Consider the following 21,637-nt stretch of genomic DNA (forward strand, 5'->3'; position numbering starts at 1 on the left):
GGGGGGAGCGATTCAGGCAGTGGCTGCGGCCGGTGGCCGCGCTGACAAGACCACACCTCCCGTCTCGTCGAATGCTGCCGCGACAGCCGCGTCGGTGCTTTGGTCGGTGATCAGTCCGTTGACCGCGCTGAGCGCACACACGCGGTGCGGCGCGACCTGGCCGAGCTTGGACGAGTCGGCCAGGATGTAGCTCCGGGCGCTGTTGGCGATGATGGTGCGCCGGACGTCGATCTCGTCGAGATGGAAATCGGTGAGCCCCGAGCGGGCGTCGACCCCGCCGGACCCGATCAGGGCGATATCGGGATAGATATCCGCGAAAAAGGCTTTGGTGTGCGCGTTCGAGCAGGCCAGGTCGCCGGGTCGGACGCGACCGCCGGACAGCAGCACCTCGATGCCGGGGCGGTCGGCCAATTCGACGGCCACCGGCAGTGACGGCGTCACGATCGTGCCGGTGAATCCGCGCGGGATCGCCCGGGCGACGGCGACCGCCGTCGTGCCGATGTCCAGCACCACCGTTTGGCCGTTCTCCATCAGTCCCACCGCGACTTTCGCGATCTGGGCCTTCGCCTGATGCCGGATCAGCGAACGTTCGGTGAACGACGGTTCCATCGCTCGGCGCTGGTCGACCGCGGCGGCGCCGCCATGCACCCGGCGGATCACACCACGCTCTTCCAACAGTGCGAGATCGCGGCGCACGGTCTCCGCCGAGACACCCAGGCGGCGGACCAGTTCATCGGTGCTGACGGCCTGGCCGGAGCTGCTGACGGCCTCCACGATCGCTTCCTGGCGTGCGACGGGCAGCATCTCAGCTGACCGATTTTGTGGATTTTTGACCGCACATGACTGCAAGTGTGGAGTGTTGTGTGCGTCACGTCAAGCCGAGCTGCCACTGACGACCGCGAGCAGACACAAAGGGTCCGCGACACGCCGGTTTTCGGAGGTGTTTGTGTCTGCTCGCGAGAGAAAGGTGAGCCGTCAGTGCCGGCGCGACGGCGGCCAGGGCGGCTCGCCGCACAACGCCAGCAGCGCATTCTCGATCACTTCGGGCAGGGCCGGGTGAATCCAGTACTGGCCACGGGCCATCTCCTGGCCGGGCAGCCCGAAACTCATCGCCTGGATGAGCGGCTGGATCAACGAAGAGGCCTGGTACCCCATGATGTGGGCGCCCAGGATCTTGCCGCTGTCCTGCTCGACGATGAGCTTCGCGAACCCCGTGCTGTCCTCCATCGCCCAGCCGTACGCCACGTCGGAGTAGTCCTGCACCTTGACGTTGATCTTGTATCCGGCTGCACGGGCTTCGTTTTCGGTCAGCCCGACGCAGGCGATCTGGGGGTCGGTGAACACCGCCGACGGTACGAAGCGGTGATCGGAGTACATCAGCGCGTCGGTGTCGTCCCAGTCCTGCAGCAGGTTGTGCCGCACCACCCGGGCCTCGTGGTTGGCGACGTGCTTGAGCTGATAGTGCGACGACACATCACCGAGCGCGAAAATGCCGCGCGCCGTTGTGCGTTGGTAGTCGTCGACCGCGACCAGACCGTTCTCGTCGAGCTTCACCCCGGCCAGGTGCAGGTCCATCAGATCGCCGTTCGGCTTGCGGCCGGTGGCCACCAGCACGGCGTCGGCGTGCAACTGCGATCCGTCGTCGAGTTCGACGACGGTCTGCGACCCGTCCATGTGCGCCCCGGTCATATTGCGGTGACTGCGGATCTCCCACTTCTTACCGGCGATGTCGGTGTAGCGCTCGCAGATCGTGTCGTCGCAGTGCGACAGCATGGCAGCACCGCGGATGACGATGGTCACCCGACTACCCAATGCCGAGAAGACGTGCGCGAATTCGGCCGCCACGAAGCCGCCGCCGATGATCACCAGATGTTCGGGGAGCTCGGGGATGCGCATGATCGTGTCGCTGGTGTGGACGTCGACGCCGCACCCGGCGATCGCGTCGGGCACCATCGCCCGGGCGCCGGCGGCGATCACCACCTGCGAGGCGGTGAACTCGTCACCGGCATCGGTCCGCAGCCGGTAGTCGTCACCGTCGCGGCCGGTGAATCGGGTGTGGCTGTCGTAGACCGTCACGTTCGGCGAGGAGCGCCGATAGTTCTCCCCGCCGGCCGCCAAGGGATCGATCCGGCCGAACACCCGCGAGACGATGTCGGTCCAGCGCACGCCGTCGATGTGGGCGTCGACGCCGAATCGGGCGGCGTCGCGCACGGTCTGGGCGACCTCGGCGGCGTAGACGAACATCTTGGTGGGGATGCACCCGACATTCAGGCAGGTGCCGCCGAACACGCCCTGCTCGCAGATCGCGATCTTCTTGTCGCTGAACCGCTCGTCGAGGATCGTATTGCCCGAACCGGTCCCGATGATCGCAATGTCGAAGTGTTGCAACGAAATCCCCTTAACCCCGACCGGCGGCCGATGAGGCCGCCGCCAGATGCGCACGATAGAAATGGAGCCAGTTCGACAGCTCGTCGTAGGCGTCGGCGCGCGGCTCGGCCAACGACAGGAACACGTCATGCTTGGCGTCGCGGATCGGCACCACCGTCGTGCGGTTACCGATACACCCCGCCCAGCGCGCGATCTGCGCGACGTCGAGCACCGCATCACCCCGCTGCATAGCTGCCGCGTCCGCGCTCTCGGTGACGCTGTGATCAGAACGCAGGATCAGGTTCGGCACGCCGACGTCCAGACCGCGGTGCAACGTGGCGTGACCCCGGCGGATCGCGTGGATCCAGCCGAACGTCACCGGGAAGCCCCCCAGCGGTTTCCACTCCAGGTTGTAGTCGAACTCACCGTGGTAGTCGCGGTGCAGTGTCAACCCGTAGCCGCCCTTGCTGGTGCCGCGCACCACCCGCGTCTTCCGAACCCGCGACATCGCGCCGATCGCCGTCGACGTCAGCCGCGTGCGCAGGATCGCGGGCCCGTGCAGATCCAACCACGGGCTGTTGAGCACGAGGCCGCCGATGGACAGCGCCGCGGTCGCGAAGCGCCGACGCACCCGGTCGAGCCACAACGACACGATCAGCCCGCCGGCCGAGTGGCCGTACACCAGGATCGTCGTGCCGGGATTCTCGGTGGCGATCACCGCCACCGCCCGCTCGAGCTCACGGTCGTAGCGGGCCAGGTCGGTGGTGAAGTGCGGGGTCTGGCCGTCCCGCCAGGACCGCCCGCATTTGTGTTGGTCGAGGGCGTAAAACCGGAATCCGGCCCCGGTGAAGTGGTCGGCGAGGTCGGTGTTGAAGAAGTAGTCGGTGAATCCGTGTACCGCAAGCACGGTGTGTGCGGCCGGCTCGCCATCCGCCCGGCGCACCAGAGTGGCGAACAGATCGCCTTCACCGTCGGGGTCCGGCCCCAACGCCATCGTGGCCTGTTGGTAGCCGGAAAGGACGTCGTCAACCCATTCGGCCTGCCGTGGCGTCACAGCCCCTACCCTAGCTGTGAGCCATGCGGGGTGTGGTGCTGGCGACTCTCGCGAATAAGTCGGTGTCGGGCGGGATAACCTGACTGTCTATACAGCTGTCACAAGTAAAGGACGACGATCCGGTGTCAGATACCACCAAGACCGATGTCGTACTGGTCGGCGCGGGAATCATGAGCGCGACGCTGGGCGCCCTGCTGCGGCTGGTCCAGCCGGACTGGTCGATCACGCTGGTCGAACGCCTGGACGCCGCCGCCGCCGAGAGCTCCGATCCGTGGAACAACGCGGGCACCGGGCACTCCGCACTGTGCGAACTGAACTACACGCCGGAGAAGGCCGACGGCACCATCGACATCGCCAAGGCCATCACCGTCAACGAGCAGTTCCAGGTCACTCGCCAGTTCTGGAGCTACGCCCACGAGAACGGCATCCTGCCCGACGTCCGCAGCTTCCTGAACCCGATCCCGCACGTCAGCTTCGTGCAGGGCGCCGAGCACGTCGACTACCTCCGCCGCCGCCGCGAGACCCTGGTGCGCAACCCGCTGTTCGCCACCATGGAGTTCATCGACGACCGCGACGAGTTCAGCCGCAGGCTGCCGTTGATGGCCAAGGGCCGCGACTTCTCCGAGCCGGTCGGGCTGAACTGGACCCAGGACGGCACCGACGTGGACTTCGGCTCGTTGACCCGTCAGCTGCTCTCCTTCGGCACCGAGCGGGGTATGAGCACCCTGTTCGGCCACGACGTCCTCGATCTGCACAAGGAGTCCGGCGGCGGTTGGACGGTCAAGATCCACAACCGGCGCACCGGGCAGAAGCGCAAGTTGTCGGCGAAGTTCGTGTTCGTCGGCGCGGGCGGTGGTGCGCTGCCGCTGCTGCAGAAGGCCGGCATTGCCGAGGCCAAGGGCTACGGCGGTTTCCCGGTCAGCGGCCAGTGGCTGCGCACCGGCAACGCCGAATTGGCGGCCGCGCACCAGGCCAAGGTGTACGGCCTGCCCCCGCTGGGCGCTCCGCCGATGTCGGTGCCGCACTTGGACACCCGCGTGATCAACGGACGGTCCTGGTTGCTGTTCGGCCCGTTCGCCGGGTGGTCGCCGAAGTTCCTCAAGGAAGGCAAGGTCACCGACCTGCCGCTGTCGGTCAAGCCCAACAACCTCGCGTCGATGATCGGCGTTGGGCTCACCGAGATGGGCCTGCTGAAATACCTGATCGGGCAGCTGGCCCTCAGCGAGGCCGACCGGGTGGACAATCTCCGCGAATTCGCCCCCACCGCACGGGATTCCGACTGGGAGCTGGATATCGCCGGCCAGCGGGTGCAGGTCATCCGCCGCGACTCGAAGAAGCTCGGTGTCCTCGAGTTCGGCACCACGGTGCTGGCCGCGGCCGATGGCTCGATCGCAGGCCTGCTCGGTGCCTCCCCGGGCGCCTCCACCGCGGTACCGGCGATGATCGAGGTTCTCGAACGCTGCTTCGCCGACCGCTATCAGGGCTGGCTGCCCAAGCTCAAGGAGATGGTGCCCTCGCTGGGCGTCAAGCTCTCGGAGAATCCGGACCTGTTCGGCGAGGTGTGGGCGCACGGCACCAAGGTGCTCGGCCTGGAGAGCGGAACCCAGGCCGGCCGCGCCGCGCGGACCGCCGGTCCCGACAGCACGCCGGCCGCATCGGATTCCGGTGACCCGGAACCTGCGGGAGTGGTGTGACGGTCGCCTTGCGCCGGTCGTGGGCCAAGGACCTCGACGCGGCGACCCTCTATGAGCTGTTGAAGCTCCGGGTCGAGGTGTTCGTCGTCGAACAGGCTTGTCCCTACCCGGAACTCGACGGCCGCGACCTGCTGGCTGAGACCCGGCATTTCTGGCTGGAGCAACCCGACGGCACGGTGATCGCCACACTGCGGCTGATGGAAGAGCACGCCGGGGGCGAGAAGGCGTTTCGCATCGGCCGGGTGTGCACCCAGCGTGCGGCCCGCGGTCAAGGCCACACCACCCGGCTGATGCAGGCCGCACTGGCCGATGTCGGTGATCACGCCTGCCGGATCAACGCCCAGACCTACCTGGTCGACATGTATGCCAACCACGGATTCGTGGTCGACGGCGCCGAATTCGTCGAGGACGGGATCCCGCACGTTCCGATGTTGCGCCCGGCTGCACCGATCTTGACCGAGAAGCCGTGAGCGCACCCGCTTTTCCGTTCAGCGCGATCGTCGGGCACGACCAGCTGCGCCTGGCCCTGATCCTGTGTTCGGTTCGGCCCGAGATCGGCGGGGTGCTGATCCGCGGCGAGAAGGGCACCGCCAAGTCGACGGCGGTGCGGGCGTTGGCCGCGATCCTGGCCGAGGTGGATCCCGGTGCCCGGCTCGTCGAGTTGCCGATCGGGGCGACGGAGGACCGGGTCGTCGGATCGCTGGACCTGCAGAAGGTGCTGCGCGACGGCGAGCACGCCTTCTCGCCGGGACTGCTGGCCCGCGCCCACGGCGGCGTCCTCTACGTCGACGAGGTCAACCTGCTGCACGACCACCTCGTCGACATCATGCTCGACGCCGCCGCGATGGGCCGGGTGCATATCGAACGCGACGGCATCTCGCACTCCCACGAGTCCCGGTTCGTGCTCATCGGAACCATGAATCCCGAAGAGGGCGAACTGCGTCCGCAACTCTTGGACCGGTTCGGGTTGACCGTCGACGTGCACGCCTCCCGCGATGTCGCCGTGCGCAGCGAGGTGATCCGCCAGCGGCTGGCCTACGAGGCCGATCCCGCCGGATTTGCCGCCCTGCACGCGGGCGCGGACAGCGAGCTGGCCGCCCGGATAGCGGCCGCCCGAGCCCGGGTGCCGGCGGTGGTGTTGCCCGATGCCGAACTGAACCGGATCGCGGCACTGTGCGCGGCGTTCGACGTCGACGGTATGCGGGCCGACCTGGTGGTGGCCCGCACCGCGGTGGCGCACGCGGCCTGGCGCGGTGCTCAGGCGGTGACGAGTGAGGACATCCGGGTGGCCGCCGAACTGGCGTTGCCGCACCGCCGCCGCCGCGACCCGTTCGACGACCCGGGCCTGGACCCGGCGCAGCTCGACGAGGCGCTGGCCTCGACCGACCCTGAACCCGGCCCCGAGCCGGAACCTGAGCCCGATCCCCCCGGCGGTGGACAGCCAAGCGAGGGTTCCTCGCAACCGTCTGCACCGCAGGGTAATTCGTCGTCTGCGCCCAAGCCGGCTGCGCCGCCCGCCGCGACGTTTCGGACCCGCGCGCTGACCGTGCCCGGCGTGGGGGAGGGCAACCCGGGCAGGCGCTCGCGGGCCCGCAACCGCTCCGGAGCCGTCATCACCGCGACCGATGCCCCCGGGCAGGGGCACGGCCTACACCTGTTCGCCACCGTGCTCACCGCCGCGGGCAACCGCCGGCTGCGCCCGCAACCCGAGGACATCCGGCGCGCCATCCGGGTCGGACGCGAGGGCAACCTGGTGATCTTCGTCGTCGACGCCTCCGGGTCGATGGCCGCGCGGGACCGGATGTCGGCGGTATCGGGTGCGGCGCTGTCGCTGCTGCGGGACGCCTACCAACGCCGGGACAAGGTCGCGGTCATCACCTTCCGGCAGGACGGCGCACGAGAACTACTGCCCCCCACGGCGTCGGCGCACATCGCGTCGCGGCGGTTGACCCGGTTCGACACCGGTGGCACCACGCCGTTGGCACAAGGCCTGCTGGCCGCGCGCGACGTCGTGGTCCGCGAACGAGTGCGCGACCGTACCCGGCGCCCGCTGGTGGTCGTCCTCACCGACGGCCGGGCCACTGGTGGGCCGGACCCGTTGGGCCGCAGCCGTTCCGCGGCCCGCCGGCTGGTCGCCGAGGGCGCGGCCGCGGTGGTCGTGGACTGCGAGACGTCCTACGTCCGGCTGGGGTTGGCCGCTGATCTGGCCGAGCATCTGGAAGCCCCCCTGCTGCAACTGGAGCAGCTGCGCGCAGACTATCTGGCACAGGCCGTGCGCAGGGCCGCTTGAAGCAGCGTTAGCGTTCGGAAAGGTTCACGTCCATGCCGCAGGGTCAGCCGCTCACCGTGCCGAACGACGGGCTGACCACCCGGGCCCGCCGCAACACCCCGGTGCTGGCTGTGCACACCGGCCCGGGCAAGGGCAAATCCACCGCGGCCTTCGGAATGGCGTTGCGCGCGTGGAACGCCGGGATGAGCGTGGCGGTCTTCCAGTTCGTCAAGAGTGCCAAATGGAAGGTCGGTGAGGAGTCGGCGTTCGCCGCGCTCGGCAAGCTGCACGACGAGCAGGGGATCGGCGGTGCGGTGGAATGGCACAAGATGGGCTCGGGCTGGTCCTGGAGCCGCAAGTCCGGTTCGGACGACGATCACGCCGGGGCCGCCGCCGAAGGCTGGACCGAAATCGCCGGGCGCCTCGCCGAACAACGCCACGACTTCTACGTCCTCGACGAGTTCACCTACCCGCTCAAATGGGGCTGGATCGACGTCGACGAGGTGGTCGACGTGCTGGTGAACCGGCCGGGCGGTCAGCACGTCGTGATCACCGGTCGTGATGCGCCGCAACGCCTTCTCGACGCCGCCGACCTGGTCACCGAGATGGCCAAACTCAAACACCCGATGGACGCCGGCCGCAAGGGTCAGCGCGGGATCGAGTGGTGAGCATGACCAGCATCCCCGGCGTGGTGATCGGCGCGCCCGCATCGGGAAGCGGAAAGACCACCATTGCAACGGGTTTGATCGGCGCACTGCGGGCTGCCGGTCGGCGGGTCGCTCCGTTCAAAGTCGGGCCGGATTTCATCGACCCCGGCTACCACGGCCTGGCCGCAGGCCGACCGGGCCGCAACCTCGACCCGGTTCTGGTGCCCGAGGAGCTGATCGGCCCGCTGTACCGGCACGGCAGCCGCGACGCCGACATCGCCGTGATCGAAGGTGTGATGGGCCTTTTCGACGGGCGCATCGACGAGCACCCGGTCACACCCGCGCGCGGCTCCACCGCCCACGTCGCCGAACTGCTCGGCGCCCCCGTCGTCCTGGTGGTCGACGCCCGCGGCCAGTCGCAGAGCATCGGCGCTGTGCTGCAAGGCTTCTCGACGTTTCATTCCGGGGTGCGCATCGTCGGGGTGATTCTCAACCGGGTCGGGACCAACCGCCACGAACAGGTGTTGCGTCAAGCATGCGAGGCGGTCGGGGTGCCGGTGCTTGGGGCGATCCCGCGCCATGACGAATTGGCGGTGCCGTCACGGCATCTGGGGTTGATCACCGCCGTCGAACACGGTGAACAGGCCCGCGCCGCGGTCGCCGCGATGACCGAACTCGTGGCCCGCCACGTCGATCTTCCCGCCGTCATCGCGCTCGGTGCCTCACGAGTGTCGGCGCCGGCGTGGGCACCCGAGGACGTGGTCGGGGAGCCGATGGCCGGACTGCCCGTGGTGGCGATGGCTGCGGGCAAGGCCTTCAGCTTCGGTTACGCCGAACACCGCGAGCTGCTGCGGGCTGCCGGGGCGCAGGTCGTCGAGTTCGATCCGCTGACCGACACCCTGCCGGCGCGGACCGCGGCACTGATCCTGCCGGGCGGCTTCCCCGAACAGCATCTGGCCGACCTGTCGGCCAACACCGAATTGCGTGCCCAGATCCGCGAAGTCGCCCGCCACGCCCCTGTGCAGGCCGAATGCGGCGGCCTTGCCTACCTGATGGACGATCTGGACGGCCACCCGATGTGCGGGGTGCTGGCCGGCTCTGCCAGGTTCACCCCGAGGCTGACACTCGGCTACCGCGAGGCCGTCGCGGTGTGTGATTCCTCGCTGCACCCCGCGGGCCAACGGGTCGTCGGACACGAATTCCACCGCACCACAGCGGAATTCACTCAATCGCCGGAGCCGGCCTGGGCGTTCCGGCAACATGAGGGCCGGCCTGTGCGGGAGGGCGCCGTCCACGCCGGGGTGCACGCGTCGTATCTGCACACCCACCCGGTCGCTCAACCGCACTCGATCGCTCGATTTGTCGGGCACGCAACCTTGACTAGGCTGCCCCGGTGACCGAGAACGCCTACCTCGTCGGCTTACGCCTGGGCGGCAAGAAGGTCGTCGTGGTCGGCGGCGGGACAGTCGCCCAGCGCCGGATTCCGCTGCTGATGGCGCGCGATGCCGACGTGCACGTGATCGCGCGGGCGGCGACGCCGGCCGTCGAAGTGCTGACCACGACCAACCCCGGCATCACACTCGAATTGCGGGACTACCGCGACGGCGACCTCGAGGGCGCCTGGTACGCCATCGCCGCCACCGACGATCCGGCCGTCAACGCCGCCATCGTCGCCGAGGCCGACCGGAGGCAAATTTTCTGTGTGCGCGCCGACATCGCCCGCGAAGGCAGCGCCGTCACCCCGGCCTCGTTCGACCACGACGGACTCCTCGTGGGTGTGCTGGCCGGTGGGGAGCACCGCCGGTCGGCGGCGATCCGCACGGCCATCCGCGAAGCCTTCCAGCAGGGACTGATCACCGCCGGAGCTCCCGACGACGTCACGCCCGGCAGCGTCGCGCTGGTCGGCGGCGGTCCCGGCGACCCCGAGCTGATCACCGTGCGGGGCCGGCGGTTGCTGGCCCGCGCCGACGTCGTCGTCGCCGACCGGTTGGCTCCGCCCGAACTGCTCGCCGAGCTCGGACCGCACGTCGAGGTCATCGACGCCGCGAAGATTCCGTACGGCCGGGCGATGGCTCAGGAAGCCATAAACAAAATCCTTATAGACCGCGCCCGGGAGGGCCGGTTCGTCGTCCGCTTCAAGGGCGGCGACCCGTTCGTGTTCGCCCGCGGATATGAGGAAGTTCTCGCCTGCGCCGAGGCCGGGATCCCGGTCACAGTCGTTCCCGGTGTGACCAGTGCCATATCGGTGCCGGCGATGGCCGGTGTGCCCGTCACCCACCGCGCTGTCAATCACGAATTCGTGGTGGTCAGCGGCCATTTGGCACCCGACCATCCGGAATCGTTAGTGAATTGGAATGCGCTGGCGCAATTGTCGGGAACGCTAGTTTTGTTGATGGCCGTCGAACGCATCGAATTGTTTGCCCAGGCATTGATGTCAGGCGGCCGACCTGCGGAAACGCCGGTCTTGGTAGTGCAACACGGCACCACAGCGGCCGAACGCGTACTCCGGACCACCCTGAGCGATGCGCCTGATCGAATTCGAACCGACGGTATTAGGCCCCCGGCAATCATCGTTATCGGCCCGGTCGCGGGCCTTCCCGAGGCTTTCGGCCTTTAAAGAATCCTTAAGATTACTGTAGGGTAGCTCGGTATGACGGCCCTCAACGACGCTGCGCGGGCGACCGCCAACAGTTCTGAGCGCGCGGTCCCGATGCGCCTCGAGCCGGCAGCACTGGCGAAGACCAACAAGTACATCCCGAGCTGGTTACCGTCTCGGCGGTTCTTCGCCGCGGTGACCGCCATCGGTGGCATGCAGCTGCTGGCCACCATGGACAGCACGGTCGCGATCGTCGCGCTGCCCAAGATCCAGGACGAGTTGGCGCTGTCCGATGCCGGCCGTAGCTGGGTCATCACCGCCTACGTGCTGACGTTCGGCGGGCTGATGCTGCTCGGCGGCCGGCTCGGCGACACCATCGGTCGCAAGCGCACCTTCATCGTCGGCGTCGCGCTGTTCACCATCGCGTCGGTTCTGTGCGGCGTCGCGTGGGACGAGGCGACGCTGGTGATCGCACGGCTGCTCCAAGGTGTCGGTGCCGCGATCGCCTCACCGACCGGTCTGGCCCTGGTGGCCACCACCTTCCCGAAGGGCCCGGCCCGCAACGCGGCGACCGCGGTGTTCGCCGCGATGACGGGCATCGGCTCGGTGATGGGTCTGGTGGTCGGCGGCGCGCTGGTCGAGGCGTCGTGGCGGCTGGCGTTCCTGGTGAACGTGCCGATCGGCCTGCTGATGATCTACCTGGCTCGCAAGACCCTGCGCGAGACCCACCGCGAGCGCATGAAGATGGACGCCGCCGGTGCACTGCTGGCCACCGTCGGCTGCACCGCGGCCGTCTTCGGCTTCGCCCAGGCGCCCGAGAACGGGTGGCAGTCGCCCATCACCCTGGCCTCGGGCGTGGCGGCCGTGCTGGCCTTCGTCGCGTTTGCGTTCGTCGAACGTCGCGCGGTCAACCCCGTGGTGCCGTTCGCCCTGTTCCGCGACCGCAACCGGCTGGCCACGTTCGCCGCGGTGTTCCTGGCCGGCGGCGTGATGTTTACGCTGACCGTGCTGATCGGCCTGTATGTGCAGGACATCATGGGCTACAGCGCACTGAAGGCCGGGATCGGCTTCATCCCGTTCGTGATCGCCCTGGGCATCGGTCTGGGACTGTCGTCGCAGCTGGTGTCGCACTTCCCGCCGCGGCTCCTGGTGATCGCCGGTGGCGTGCTGGTGCTCGGCGCGATGGTGTACGGCTCCACGCTCAACGGCGGCATTCCGTACTTCCCGAACCTGGTCCTCCCGATCACCGTGGGCGGCTTCGGCATCGGCATGATCGTCGTGCCGCTGACCGTGTCGGCCATCGCGGGTGTCGGCTTCGACCAGATCGGCCCGGTGTCGGCGATCGCGCTGATGCTGCAGAACCTCGGCGGGCCCGTCGTGCTCGCCATCATCCAGGCCGTCATCACGTCGCGCACCCTGTACCTGGGCGGCACCACCGGCCCGGTGAAGAAGATGAACCCCGCACAGCTGCATGCCCTGGACCAGGGCTACACCTACGGCCTGCTGTGGGTCGCGGCCGTCGCGGTGATCGTGGGCGTGGTCGCGCTGTTCATCGGCTACACCGCTGCGCAGGTCGCGCACGCCCAGGAAGTCAAGGAAGCGATCGACGCGGGAGAGCTGTAACTCCGCGAGGGCTCACCGACGACCGCCGCGGCGGCCAGTAGGGTTGTGACCCATGTCTGGTGTGAGTGGTCGTCAGCCGACCACCAGACCGCTTTCCTCCAGAGTGCTGGGGCTGGCGATCGTCGCGATCACCGGTATGCAGCTGATGTCCACGCTGGACGGCACGATCGTGATCGTCGCGCTGCCGCGGATGCAGGCCGAACTCGGCCTGTCGGATGCCTCCAAGAGCTGGGTGATCACCGCCTACGTACTGGCGTTCGGCGGCTTGCTGCTGCTCGGTGGCCGCGTCGGCGACGCCGTCGGCCACAAACGCGCGTTCATGTCCGGCGTCGGAGTGTTCACGATCGCGTCACTGGCCTGCGGCCTGGCCAACGACCAGTGGACGCTGATCGTGGCCCGCGCCGTGCAGGGAATGGGCGCCGCGGTGGCCGCCCCCACCGGCCTGGCACTGATCGCCACCACATACGCCGTCGGACACGCCCGCAATCAGGCACTCGCCGTCTCGGCCGCGATGCAGGGCCTGGGATCGGTTCTCGGCCTCGTCGCCGGCGGCGCGGTGACCGGCCTGTCCTGGCGGCTGGCCTTCCTCGTCAACGTGCCGATCGGCATCTTCATCATCGTCGTGGGTCTGACCCGGCTCGAGGAAACCCGGCACGAGAGGCTCAAGCTCGACATCACCGGCGCGCTGCTGGCCACCCTGGCATGCACCTCGGCCGTGCTGGTCTTCACCCAGGGCCCGCCGCGCGGCTGGATCGATCCGTGGGTGATCGGCGCCGGTGTGGCGGCGGCGGTGTTCTTCATCTCGTTCCTGATCGTCGAGCGGGGCGCCGACAACCCGCTGGTGCCGTTCTCGATCTTCGACAATCGCAGCCGCGTTGCGTCTTTCGCGGCGTACTTCATGGCCGGCGGCGTGATGCTGACGCTGAGCGTGATGATCGGTCTGCTCGTTCAAGATGTACTCGGGTACTCGCCGTTGCGTGCCGGGATCTGCTTCATGCCGTTTGCGGCGGCGTTCGTGGTGGGCAACGTCGCGGCCACCAAACTTGCGCTGCGGATCGCTCCGCGGTGGGTGATCCTCGGTGGTGGTCTGCTGGTGCTGGCGGCCATGCTCTACGGGTCGACGCTGAATCGGTCGATCCCATATTTCCCCGACCTGTTCGTCCCGATCGTCGTCGGCGGTCTGGGTATCGGGATCATCTCGGTGATCCTGCCGCTGTGCACGCTGGCCGGCGTCGGCCCGCGCGAGATCGGTCCGGTTTCGTCGGTCACGCTGATGGTGTTCAACCTCGGCGGTCCGCTGGTCCTGGTGATCGTCCAGGCCGTGCAGACGTCGCGCACGCTGTATCTGGGTGGGACGACGGGGCCGGTCAAATACATGACACCCGCCCAGCTCGACGCGCTGGGCCAGGGGTACACCTATTCGCTGCTGTGGGTGGCCGGCATCGCCGTGCTGGTAGGGGTGGCCGCCCTGGGCATCGGGTTCTCGTCCCGCGACATCGCCGCCGCCCAGCACACCCGGGAGGCCGTCGAGGCCGGCGAGCTCTAGGACCTGCGCGACGACATCATTCCCCGTCGCTTCGCTCGCCCCCGAATCACCCGATAGCCGCCGTAAACCGCGCCTGCGACAAGGAAATTCACGAAGTACGCCAGATCGGCGCCGTGCAGGGCCGTCGCCACCGGGCCGACGATCAGGTTGGTATGCATGAACGGGACCGCCGCCGCGAACGCCACGAAGAACGCCGCCAGCGCGACGACGGCGTCGGTGCGGGGCGTGACCTCGTCGGCCGGGTTCACCGCGTCGCGGCCTGCGCTGCGGAACCGCCAGTCGATCGCCACGATCGCCACGAACGCCGGGATCCAGTAGCTGACGAACAGCAGCACACCCTGAAAGCGTGACGCCAGGTCGCCCGAGTGCAGCCACATGATGAGCGCGAACGCGATCAACACCACCACGACCGCGGACACCGGCCTGCGCACCCGCACCCCGACGGTCTGCAGCGCCAGCGACCCGCTGTAGTCGTTCATCGCGTTCGAGGCCACCGACCCCAGCGCGATCACCAGCAGCGCCACCGCGCCCAGCACGCCGCCGCCCATGATGTCGCGCACACCCTGCGCGGTCTGATCGGTGAGCGTGCCTGCCGCGGCCACCCCGATCGCCTGCACGGCGATGTAGGCCACCGCCAGGCCGCCGAAGGTGTAGCCGAACACCGCCGTGCGCGATGTGCTGACAGGCAGATACCGGCTGTAGTCCGAGGCGTAACTGGCCCACGAGATCGCCAGGCTCAGCGCGATGGTGACCTCCAGAGCGAAGGCACCGGCCAGGTCGGCGCCGCCCAGGGTAGGCAGTGAGATCACCTGATGCCCGCTGATCAGCTTCCACGCGAACACCGCGAACGTGACGATCAGCACGACCGTCATCACCGCCTGCACCCGGTGGATCACCTCGTAGCCGAAGACGCCGACCGCGCCCTGGGCCGCCAGCACGATCACCACCGCCAGCCAGAACGGCATGCCCAGCAGTTCGGCCAGCGCCTCACCGCCGAACAAGCCGACCAGGCCGTCCCAGGCGATCGACGACAGCCACTGGATCACCGCGACCACGCCGACAGTGCCGCCAAATGCCATGCGCGCGTTGGGGAGTTGCGCGGTACCGGTGCGCGGTCCCCAGGTGGACAGGTACGCGACGGCCAGCGAACCGAGCACCGTGCCGATCACCATTGCCAATAGGCCCAGCCAGAAGCCCAATCCGAGCACCACGGCCAGCGTGCCGGTGAACACCACCGTCATGTTCACCTGCGGGGCGAACCAGACGGTGAACAGCCGGCGGGCGCCGCCGTACCGGTTGCCCGGCGGGATGGGGGCGATGCCGTGGGTTTCGACTGCCATGTCACCGACGTGCGACGGCATCCGGCCGGCGTAAGTCTGGGCGGCCAGCGAAGACCCGGCAGAACCTGCAGGCGACGATTCGGTTGTCACCCACCCACCCTAGAGGCCGCCGCGCTCACACCTCGATGGGTGGGTGCAGCCGCTCCATCGTGTATTGCCGATTTCGCCGGGCAGCCCACGAGGTCGCCGCCAGCGAGGCGGCGAGGACGCCGGACAGTACTGCCACCGCGATCCACAATCGGTGGTCTATCCCACCATTGATGAGTTGGCGTAAACCATTGACGGCGTAGGTCATCGGATCTGCCGGGTGGATCACCTGGAAGGGTTTGGCAGTGGTCTCCACCGGATAGATCCCACCGGCCGAAACCAGCTGCAGCATCAGGAACGCCAGCGTGACGACGCGTCCGACCGCCACACCGAACACGGCGTTGAACGCTTGGATGATGCCCAGGAACGCGGCGATGACCAGGATCAGGAACGCCACCGTCGCCAGCGGATAGCGGGCCTTCAGCCCGACGCCGTAATGCACCACGACGTACATCACCAACACCTGGCTCACCGCGACGAGAAGAGCGGGCCAGTAGGACGCCAGCACCACCCGCAGCGCGCCGAGCCCGTTGATGATCGGCCGGGACTGCAACGGCGTCAGAAGCATCCAGATGATGAGCGCCCCGATGAACAGCGCCAGCGGAAGGAAGAACGGGGCGAAGCCGGTGCCGAACGTGGCCGCCGGGTTGTGCGTCTCCATGTCCAGATTCACCGGGGAGGCAACGGTTTTGGCGACAACCTGACGTTGCTGCGGTGTCCACGACGGCACCTGCGTCGAGCCTTCGCGTAGCTTTCCGGCCAGCTCCTGACTGCCGTCACGCAACTGGCCGGTGCCGTCGGCCAGCCGCTGAGCTCCCGCCGCCAGCTGACGGCTGCCGTCGGTCAGCGCCACCAGCCCCGCGCTCAGCCGTTGCGTGCCGGAGTCGAGCTGCTGGACGCCGCTGCGCAACTTCAGGACATCGGCGCGCAGGCTTCCGTCGACCGCCGCGGTGAGGAAGGTCCGCAACTTGCTGGTGGGGTCGCCCAACTCGGTTTCGAGCTGGGCGGCGCTGTTGCGCAGCCGGGCGAGCCCGTCGTCGGTCGCGGGATCGATACCCTGTGCCCGAAGCAGCCGCTGGGCGCCGGCGAGGACTGTCCCGACGTCGCGCACCGTGGGGTCCGGGTTGTTCGACAACGTGGCCACCGCCTGATCGACCAGGGCCGCGGCCTGCCTCTGGTCGATGTTCAATGCCGCTATCCGGTCCGAGGTCGAGCGCACCGCCCCGCTGAGGTGCTCGGCGACCGCGCCGACCTCGGCCGGATCCAGGCCCAGCCCGTCGACCCGCTCCAGCACGTGCACCAGCGGATCCGTCGCGGTGGTGACTGCCGCATTCAATTGCTTTGTGCCGGTGACTAATTGGGCTGCGCCATCGCGGGCGGTGGCCATGCTGGTGGCCAGGGTGGTCGAACCGGCGGCGAGTTGATGAGCCCCTGCATCGGCGGTGTCCAGTCCGGACGCCAGCCGGTCGGCGCCGTCGGCTGCGGCCTTGAGGCCGGCACCGGCGTCGGTGAGCCCGGTCAGCACCGTACCGACGGTCTGTTCGCCGACACTGGAGTTGACCTGATTGATGACCTCCCGCGCGGCGTTCTGACCGATGATCGAGCCGAGGTAATTGTTGGCGTCGTTGAAGGTGAACCTCAGGCTGGCCGGGGTCGGCTCATTGCCGGAGGGTGAGGCGATGTCGGCGCTGAAATCGGCCGGGATCGTGATCGTGAAGTAATAGCTGCCGTCAGCGAGCCCCCGGGCGGCGTCGGCGGCCGACGTCTCGTGCAGCTGCAGCTGGCCGGAATCCTTGAGCGCCTTGGCCACCTGGTCCCCGGCCCGCAGGGGTTTGCCCTGGGCCTGGGCACCACTGTCCTCGTTGACCAGGGCGGCGGGAACCTTGTTGACCGCGGCGAACGGATTCCAGAACGCCCACAGGTACATCGCGCCGTACAGCAGTGGCATCAGGATGATGGTGATCAGGGCGATGCGCGGCAGGACGCCCCGGGAGTATCGCTTGAGGTCGGTGCCCAGTGACATTCCGGCGAGCATGGTCAACCCGTCCCTTTCTGGGATTCCGACAATTCGGCCCGGTCGGCGTTGGCGACCGGAATCTGTGACCGGACGTTGTGGCCGGCCACCCCGTTGACCGTCGCGGTGACGATCGTCTGTTCACGGCCCAGATCGATCAGCCGCTCGATGAGCAGGTCCCGGTTGAGGTCGCGGGTGACGAAATCGAGGTTGCCGACGACCAGCAACGGCGGGCGCTTGGTGTTGGCCAGGGCGATACGAAGCAACAGCCGGTCGAGCTCGGAGAGCTCTTCGAAGTACTCGTCGAGGGGCGGTAGCGGATGCGGCCCGAACACGGGTCCGCAGACGGCTGTCAGCGCCGCCATGTCGGCCCTGCGAACGAGGCGAAACCACGGTGCGTCCCACCGCAATTGTTCAGTGATCAGATCGCGGACGGTGACCGACTCGGGAACAGTGTCGAGCTCGTCGATACCCGCGAGGGCGGATCTGGCGAAGATGCTTCGGACGTCGTGGTCGCCGAAGACGGTCAGCTCGCCGGACTGGGGTGCCATTCGCCCGGCGATCGTCATCAGCAACGCTGTGCGTCCCGATCCCGCCGGACACACCAGGACGTTGACGCCGCGTGCCGGAACCTCGAGATCGACGGGACCATAGACCGGCCCCCATGGTCCGCGCACCCTGATCCCTCGGGCGACGACAGCGGGTGGACCGGAGTCGTCACTGGGGCTGTCGGACACTTCGGGTAACACTGCGCACCTCCCGCGTCGTGCGTGCCCGCACATCAGAACACGCCGCGGCGGTGGCGCGCGCGGGAAATTATGCACCCCGAGGCGCGGGCCGCCCAGATCGCTAGGCTGACCTCCGTGAGTGCGCCGGACCGACCGAGTCGCCAGGAAATTTCCGATGCGGTCACCGACCTGGGCTGGCGGCTGGTGCTCGGTGCGATCTACGCCGAGGCGACGGTGTCGTCGCTGACGGAGGCTGGTGAGGTGGCCGCGCTGGTGCTGGTCGCCGTCGGCGCCGACGGGCAGGACCACGTGAACATCGACATCAGGGCCGACCGGGTGGTGGTGCGGCTGCGGTCGGCAGCCGCCGGGACGGTCACAAATGTGGATATCGCTGCAGCGCAATCGATTTCGTCGGCCATGATGGAACGCGGCGTGCCGCTCACGCCAAGCTCGGTGCAGGCGTTCGAGGTCGCGATCGACGCGCTGGACATCGGCGCGGTCCGACCCTTCTGGCAGGCGGTCACCGGGTACGTCGATGAGGGCGGGCCGTCGGATCTGACCGACGGTCTGGTCGACCCGGCCGGGCGCGGTCCCGCGATCTGGTTTCAACAGATGGATGCGCCGCGGCCCCAGCGCAACCGCGTCCACCTCGACATCGACGTGCCGCATGACCTGGCGTCGACGCGCATCGATGCCGCGATCGCGGCGGGCGGAACACTGCTGTCCGATAGCCGGGCACCCGCGTTCTGGGTGCTGGCCGATCCGGAGGGCAACGAAGCCTGCATCTGCACCTGGCAGGGGCGCGACTGAGGGCTACCGGAGTCCTCGGCTTTTCGCGCAGGCGCTCATCGCTAGGCTGTTCCACCGTGATCACCCGCATGTCCGAGCTGTTCTTGCGCACCCTGCGCGACGATCCAGCCGACGCCGAAGTGCCCAGCCACAAACTGTTGATCCGCGCCGGTTATGTCCGGCCGGTGGCGCCGGGGCTGTACACCTGGCTGCCGTTGGGGCTGCGGGTGCTGCGCAAGATCGAGAAGATCGTGCGCGAAGAGATGGTCGCGATCGGCGGCCAGGAGATCCTGTTCCCGGCACTGCTGCCGAAAGCGCCCTACGAGACCACCAACCGCTGGACCGAATACGGCGACGGGGTGTTCCGGCTCAAGGATCGCCGTGGCAACGACTACATGCTGGGCCCCACCCACGAGGAGTTCTTCACCCTGACGGTGAAGGGGGAGTACAGCTCCTACAAGGACTTCCCGCTGCTGATGTTCCAGATCCAGACCAAGTACCGCGACGAGGCGCGGCCGCGGGCCGGGATTCTGCGCGGGCGCGAGTTCATCATGAAGGACTCGTACTCGTTCGACGTCGACGACGACGGCCTCAAGACCGCGTACCACGCGCACCGCGAGGCTTATCAGAACATGTTCAAGCGCATGGCAATTCGCTATGTGATCGTCTCGGCGGTGTCCGGTGCGATGGGCGGTTCGGCCTCCGAGGAATTCCTGGCCGAAAGCGAGATCGGCGAGGACACCTTCGTGAGGTGCGTGGAATCCGGGTACGCGGCCAACGTCGAGGCGGTGGTCACCGCCGTCCCGGAGGCAATGCCGTTCGATGGTCTGCCGGAGCCGACCGTGCACGACACCGGCGACACTCCGACCATCGCCACCCTGGTCGAGTGGGCGAACTCCGCCGGCCTGGGCCGGGAGATCACCGCTGCCGACACCCTCAAGAACGTGCTGCTCAAGGTCCGGGTGCCCGGCGGTGACTGGGAACTGCTGGCCATCGGCGTGCCCGGTGACCGGGAGGTCGACGACAAACGCCTCGGTGCCGCGCTGGAGCCCGCCGAATATGCGCTGCTCGACGACGCCGACTTCGCCAGGTACCCGTTCTTGAAGAAGGGGTACATCGGCCCGAAAGGATTGCTGGCCAACGGAGTTCGCTATCTGGTGGATCCGCGGGTGGTGGACGGGACGTCCTGGATCACCGGTGCCGACGAAACCGGCAAGCACGTCGTCGGTTTGGTCGCCGGCCGGGATTTCGTCGCCGACGGCACCATCGAGGCAGCCGAGGTGCGTGACGGCGACCTGTCTCCCGACGGCGCCGGACCGCTGGTGTCGGCGCGGGGGATCGAGATCGGTCACATCTTCCAGCTGGGCCGCAAGTACACCGATGCCTTCGCCGCGGATGTGCTCGGCGAGGACGGCAAGCCGGTGCGGCTGACGATGGGTTCCTACGGGGTCGGGGTGTCCCGGCTGGTCGCGGTGATCGCCGAGCAGCAGCACGACGAGCTCGGGCTGCGCTGGCCGGCGTCGGTGTCACCGTTCGACGTGCACGTGGTGATCGCCAACAAGGATGCGCAGGCCCGCGCCGGCGCCGAGGAACTGGCCCGCGACCTGGACCGCCTGGGCCTGGAGGTTCTGCTCGATGACCGCACGGCCTCGCCGGGGGTGAAGTTCAAGGATGCCGAGCTGCTCGGTGTGCCGTGGATCGTCGTGGTCGGGCGTGGCTGGGCCGACGGGGTGGTCGAACTGCGCAACCGGTTCACCGGGGAGAAGCGCGAGGTCGCGGCCGACGGTGCCGTCACAGACATAGCGGCCGCACTCACCGCCTAGCTACTCGGTGCCGCCGGGGAACGCCTCGGTCAGCGGGCGAATGCCCAGCACCTGCTTCCAGCGTGCGGTCAGAACCGCCGTCTCGGTCAGCGCGCTGACACCGAAGGCGCGGTCCTGATCGGTCGTCGCCTGTTCGATCACCGCACGCCAGGCCGTCGCGCAGTCGTCCTCCATGCGGATCGCGAGGTTGCCCGCGTCGGTTGGAGTGTTCACCGCCATCGGCAGCTGATAGCCGGCGGCGGGCACCGGCGCCTTGGCCGAGCGGCCGGTCAGCAACGCGATGGCGGCTTCGCGTCGCTCGCGGTGCTGCGCCATCGCTTCGGAGACCAGATCGTTCTCGTCCGGAGAGCTATGGGCCGAGACGATGCCGTATCCGTAGATCGTCGCGTGCTCGGTGGCCACCGCGTCGAACAGCGCCGCCGCGGCGGGCTCCGACGGCCGGTCGGGATTTCGCGTGGTCGACGGAGTCGGAGATGTCGGTGATGTCGGTGATGTCATTGCCCGGCCTTTCCGGCGGCAAGCGCCACCGTGTATCCGGCGACACACGACGCGGCGATCGAGCCGATCAGCCCGGCCCGGTACCCGGACAGGGTGGGCGCCAGGGACGTGGCGCTGTCCGCCGAGCTGCGCAGCGCGGCGACCACGTCGGCCACCGTAGGTGCCGGGGCGCCGGCCGCCGCCGTTGTGGACGCAGCGGTGGAGCTCGTCGTCGATGCCGGTTTGCCGGAGAGCCGCGCGACCTCGGCGGCCAGCACTGTGGCGTGCTTCCCCCGCTCGGCCGCCAGCTCGGTCAATGCCGGCGCCAGCGCGGGGGGAGCGGTCTTGGCCGCGGCGGCCGCCAGTTCGCTGTCATGGCGGGCCAGCTCGACCTGCTGCTCCAGCGGGTCGGGCTCGGGTGGCGCAGGGTTTCCGCAGCCGGTCGCCGCCGCGCCCACCGCGGCGAGCAGCGCCAACCCGCGGCCGCCGTCGATGAGAACTCGTCGTCGGGATATCCCACCGAATGGGCGGGGATCTCGGCTCAGCACGCCAACATCCTGCCATTGCGGCGCCCGGTGCTGGC

Annotated in this window: 18 protein-coding genes; 10 read left to right on the forward strand and 8 right to left on the reverse strand. The window is 68.4% G+C overall.

Annotated elements, in window-relative coordinates; translation table 11 throughout:
* Window positions 1-12 precede the first annotated feature (12 nt).
* The 3 genes from BST42_RS01990 to BST42_RS02000 form a co-directional block, all read right to left on the reverse strand.
* Window positions 13-804: a DeoR/GlpR family DNA-binding transcription regulator gene (locus BST42_RS01990; RefSeq protein ID WP_083116869.1), complete on the reverse strand. Its 792-nt coding sequence runs from the start codon at window positions 802-804 to the stop codon at window positions 13-15.
* A gap of 171 nt (window positions 805-975) precedes the next feature.
* On the reverse strand, window positions 976-2,388 hold the full coding sequence (mtr, locus tag BST42_RS01995) for a mycothione reductase (protein WP_083117239.1): 1,413 nt from the start codon (window positions 2,386-2,388) through the stop codon (window positions 976-978).
* Between the two features lie 10 nt (window positions 2,389-2,398).
* On the reverse strand, window positions 2,399-3,361 hold the full coding sequence (locus tag BST42_RS02000) for an alpha/beta hydrolase (protein ID WP_083116870.1): 963 nt from the start codon (window positions 3,359-3,361) through the stop codon (window positions 2,399-2,401).
* A gap of 182 nt (window positions 3,362-3,543) precedes the next feature.
* On the opposite strand from BST42_RS02000, the gene mqo reads away from it, so the two are divergent.
* The 8 genes from mqo to BST42_RS02040 are packed head-to-tail and all read left to right on the forward strand — an operon-like array spanning window position 3,544 to window position 13,796.
* The gene (mqo, locus tag BST42_RS02005) at window positions 3,544-5,115 is read left to right on the forward strand and encodes a malate dehydrogenase (quinone) (RefSeq protein ID WP_083116871.1); all 1,572 of its coding nucleotides are present in this window, start codon (window positions 3,544-3,546) and stop codon (window positions 5,113-5,115) included.
* The gene (locus BST42_RS02010; RefSeq protein WP_083116872.1) at window positions 5,112-5,585 is read left to right on the forward strand and encodes a GNAT family N-acetyltransferase; all 474 of its coding nucleotides are present in this window, start codon (window positions 5,112-5,114) and stop codon (window positions 5,583-5,585) included. The genes mqo and BST42_RS02010 overlap by 4 nt, the downstream gene beginning before the upstream one ends.
* Complete coding sequence (locus BST42_RS02015) at window positions 5,582-7,405, forward strand: VWA domain-containing protein (RefSeq protein ID WP_083116873.1); 1,824 nt, start codon at window positions 5,582-5,584, stop codon at window positions 7,403-7,405. Before BST42_RS02010 ends, BST42_RS02015 begins: the two co-directional genes overlap by 4 nt.
* A 32-nt stretch (window positions 7,406-7,437) precedes the next feature.
* Window positions 7,438-8,052, forward strand: coding sequence for a cob(I)yrinic acid a,c-diamide adenosyltransferase (cobO, locus tag BST42_RS02020; RefSeq protein WP_083116874.1), 615 nt, complete (start codon window positions 7,438-7,440; stop codon window positions 8,050-8,052).
* A 2-nt stretch (window positions 8,053-8,054) separates the two neighbouring features.
* Window positions 8,055-9,428, forward strand: coding sequence for a cobyrinic acid a,c-diamide synthase CobB (locus BST42_RS02025; RefSeq protein WP_083116875.1), 1,374 nt, complete (start codon window positions 8,055-8,057; stop codon window positions 9,426-9,428).
* The gene (gene cobA, locus BST42_RS02030; RefSeq protein ID WP_083116876.1) at window positions 9,425-10,648 is read left to right on the forward strand and encodes a uroporphyrinogen-III C-methyltransferase; all 1,224 of its coding nucleotides are present in this window, start codon (window positions 9,425-9,427) and stop codon (window positions 10,646-10,648) included. The genes BST42_RS02025 and cobA overlap by 4 nt, the downstream gene beginning before the upstream one ends.
* A 33-nt stretch (window positions 10,649-10,681) precedes the next feature.
* Window positions 10,682-12,250, forward strand: a complete 1,569-nt coding sequence (locus BST42_RS02035) for an MFS transporter (RefSeq protein ID WP_083116877.1) — start codon at window positions 10,682-10,684, stop codon at window positions 12,248-12,250.
* Between the two features lie 52 nt (window positions 12,251-12,302).
* Window positions 12,303-13,796: an MFS transporter gene (locus BST42_RS02040; protein ID WP_083116878.1), complete on the forward strand. Its 1,494-nt coding sequence runs from the start codon at window positions 12,303-12,305 to the stop codon at window positions 13,794-13,796.
* On the opposite strand, the gene BST42_RS02045 is transcribed toward BST42_RS02040, so the two are convergent.
* The 3 genes from BST42_RS02045 to BST42_RS02055 form a co-directional block, all read right to left on the reverse strand.
* Entirely contained in the window at window positions 13,793-15,157 is a 1,365-nt protein-coding gene (locus BST42_RS02045) for a purine-cytosine permease family protein (protein WP_083116879.1), read from the reverse strand. The two genes, BST42_RS02040 and BST42_RS02045, sit on opposite strands and share 4 nt — an antisense overlap.
* 94 nt (window positions 15,158-15,251) lie before the next feature.
* The gene (locus BST42_RS02050; RefSeq protein ID WP_083117240.1) at window positions 15,252-17,246 is read right to left on the reverse strand and encodes a YhgE/Pip domain-containing protein; all 1,995 of its coding nucleotides are present in this window, start codon (window positions 17,244-17,246) and stop codon (window positions 15,252-15,254) included.
* A 14-nt stretch (window positions 17,247-17,260) separates the two neighbouring features.
* Window positions 17,261-17,974: an ATP-binding cassette domain-containing protein gene (locus tag BST42_RS02055; RefSeq protein ID WP_207569421.1), complete on the reverse strand. Its 714-nt coding sequence runs from the start codon at window positions 17,972-17,974 to the stop codon at window positions 17,261-17,263.
* Between the two features lie 126 nt (window positions 17,975-18,100).
* Here BST42_RS02055 and BST42_RS02060 point away from each other — a divergent pair, with 126 nt between their 5' ends.
* Window positions 18,101-18,775 carry a 4a-hydroxytetrahydrobiopterin dehydratase family protein gene (locus BST42_RS02060; RefSeq protein ID WP_083116881.1) on the forward strand — a complete coding sequence of 225 codons (675 nt, stop codon included), beginning with the start codon at window positions 18,101-18,103 and terminating at the stop codon, window positions 18,773-18,775.
* A 56-nt stretch (window positions 18,776-18,831) separates the two neighbouring features.
* Window positions 18,832-20,577, forward strand: coding sequence for a proline--tRNA ligase (locus BST42_RS02065; RefSeq protein ID WP_083116882.1), 1,746 nt, complete (start codon window positions 18,832-18,834; stop codon window positions 20,575-20,577).
* On the opposite strand, the gene BST42_RS02070 is transcribed toward BST42_RS02065, so the two are convergent.
* Both BST42_RS02070 and BST42_RS02075 read right to left on the reverse strand, forming a co-directional pair.
* Complete coding sequence (locus tag BST42_RS02070) at window positions 20,578-21,075, reverse strand: ferritin-like domain-containing protein (protein WP_083116883.1); 498 nt, start codon at window positions 21,073-21,075, stop codon at window positions 20,578-20,580.
* A complete protein-coding gene (locus BST42_RS02075) occupies window positions 21,072-21,602 on the reverse strand; it encodes a hypothetical protein (RefSeq protein WP_083116884.1) in 531 nt (176 codons plus the stop codon). Before BST42_RS02075 ends, BST42_RS02070 begins: the two co-directional genes overlap by 4 nt.
* Between the last annotated feature and the right edge of the window lie 35 nt (window positions 21,603-21,637).

Source organism: Mycolicibacterium rhodesiae, from assembly GCF_002086695.1.
Classification (GTDB): domain Bacteria; phylum Actinomycetota; class Actinomycetes; order Mycobacteriales; family Mycobacteriaceae; genus Mycobacterium; species Mycobacterium rhodesiae.